This window comes from Bacillus stratosphericus, from assembly GCF_020524495.1.
Lineage (GTDB): Bacteria > Bacillota > Bacilli > Bacillales > Bacillaceae > Bacillus > Bacillus stratosphericus_B.
The window spans coordinates 1-603 of sequence record NZ_JAIVLB010000101.1 but is presented as its reverse complement, the minus strand read 5'-3'; the positions used below and the strand labels follow the sequence as shown (position 1 = coordinate 603).

1 protein-coding gene is annotated in these 603 nt (G+C 36.5%); it reads left to right on the top strand.

Annotation, left to right across the window (positions count from 1 at the left end):
- Nucleotides 1-262: DUF5776 domain-containing protein (locus tag LC033_RS16675; RefSeq protein WP_226570361.1), on the top strand; the 262-nt coding region annotated here is incomplete at its 5' end.
- Between the last annotated feature and the right edge of the window lie 341 nt (nucleotides 263-603).

The following is a 603-nucleotide window of genomic DNA, read 5'->3' as shown; positions in this document are numbered from 1 at the left end:
AAAAAAGGTATCTTCATCATCTAAAACAAACTCTAAAAAAGAACCCAAAGGCGTTAAAATGGCCGTGGTGAAGCCGAATACCGATGGGTGGCTATGGGTATACAATAAGCCGAATTGGTCAGCGAAGTACAAAAAAGTAAAGCCGGGTGAAGCGTTTACGATTGATAAAGCTGTCAGCGTAAACGGATCAAAAATGTATAAATTGAAATCAGGTTTATACATCACGGCTGCATCTAAATATATTGAAGTGAAACAAAAATAAATGAAAAGCCCTTCCAAATGATATTATCCCCTTTAAGTAGACAAAAAAGCCCAATTTTATAAGCGGCGTTACACTATACTTGGAGGGGATTTTTTATTTTAACCATTTGCTGATCTAAACCTTGAGAGGAGGCGCACGATAGCGGTAATAACTATACCGACAACTAGACCAATCCCTAGTATGTTCACTACCACTACAATGTTCGCACCATCAACATTAACCTGGAACCCAAAGAATAAAACAGCAGCAATAAAAGAAATCAAAAAGGATTTTGATATGAAGAATCTTTTCAAATTCTCACCACCTTTCTAATGAAAACCTGGTACTTACGTTTATTTTAC